Here is a 1,259-nt window from a genome sequence, read left to right as displayed (position 1 = left end):
ATAGTTAAAGTTACGTGCTGCCTTTTTGCTTAGTACACGTGTATTGTATTTTAATGGGCGATAAAAGTTGTATTCTGAAACTTTAATACTACCGTTTTTATATACTTGTTCAACAACTGCGACATGTCCATAATATCCTGCAGTTGATTGCATGACAGCAAATTTTCTTGGTGTACGACCAGTCGCATATTTTGATTTACGTGCATTGTAATACCAATTTTTAGCATTGCCCCATCTATTAGAAACAGGTTTGCCGACTTGTGCGCGACGTTTAAATGCCCACCATGTACATTGGTTTTTACTATAATAATTAACTGCGGCATGCGATTGATGCGTTTGTTCGACGGATTGATAAGTGAAATCTGCTGAGAAAAGTACTGCAAAAGCAATTAATAAACGAATTAGTATCTTTTTATATTCCATTTTTATCTCCCAAGTTAATTTTTTTCTTTATTCAACGTTAATTATGATAACAAATTTTTTTTAGAAAACAATGTAAGCAATCAACAATAAAAGTAACTGTAATGAAGTTGTCATATAAAGTGTTGAATTGTAATAAAAATGGATTTTTTCATAAAATGTAGAAATTCATGTATTTAACAATTAATTGTCATAGTGATACAAGGATGTCAGAATTGATTAACAGCGGATATTAGTGGGAAAATATAAAATGATTTAAAAGAAAAGGTACGTGGTTCTATAACTGAAAGAAAATAGCAATCACAATATACTAAATGTAGCGATAACATTAAAAATAGCGCCCTGCAATCAGAGCGCTAACATGAGATGATGTGACTCCATGTATTCATGTATCATTGTACATTTGTGAATTGGTTGAAAACTGATAGTGCCCGTTTAATTACAGGTACTGAGATGCTTTCAGGACATGGATTTGTTCGAAAATATGACAATATTTCACTATGGCTCTTCACTTCTCTAGGGAAATTGCTATCTTGATTAATCCAATCAACCAATTCACCTAATGGTGTGTCATCACCAAGAAAACTTTGCATAAATTCGTAAAAGCTCAATACCTCACCTCGATTAATATACTTGAGCCATTAATATAATACCATAAAAGAATGTGTATTTTACATAAAACTTTTTATAAAGCAATTTTATAAATCTAAATTTATTGAATGTTTAAGAAGTTGTGTATAATGAAATAAACGTGTTGAAATAGTTAGGATGATGTTAGTGGATATCAAACATATGAAATATTTTATTGAAGTCGTTAAGCAAGGAGGCATGACTAATGC

The 1,259-nt window shown here is 31.1% G+C and carries 2 protein-coding genes; both read right to left on the bottom strand.

Annotation, left to right across the window (positions count from 1 at the left end; translation table 11 throughout):
• Window positions 1-423 (bottom strand): CHAP domain-containing protein (locus IDG60_RS14725; RefSeq protein WP_046399776.1); only part of this gene is annotated, 423 nt, incomplete at its 3' end.
• A gap of 389 nt (window positions 424-812) precedes the next feature.
• Window positions 813-1,031 carry a sterile alpha motif-like domain-containing protein gene (locus IDG60_RS14720; protein ID WP_000011687.1) on the bottom strand — a complete coding sequence of 73 codons (219 nt, stop codon included), beginning with the start codon at window positions 1,029-1,031 and terminating at the stop codon, window positions 813-815.
• Between the last annotated feature and the right edge of the window lie 228 nt (window positions 1,032-1,259).

It is taken from the genome of Staphylococcus sp. EG-SA-2, from assembly GCF_017152085.1.
Note: the sequence above shows the minus strand (reverse complement) of the source record. Positions and strands in the feature narration are given on the sequence as shown.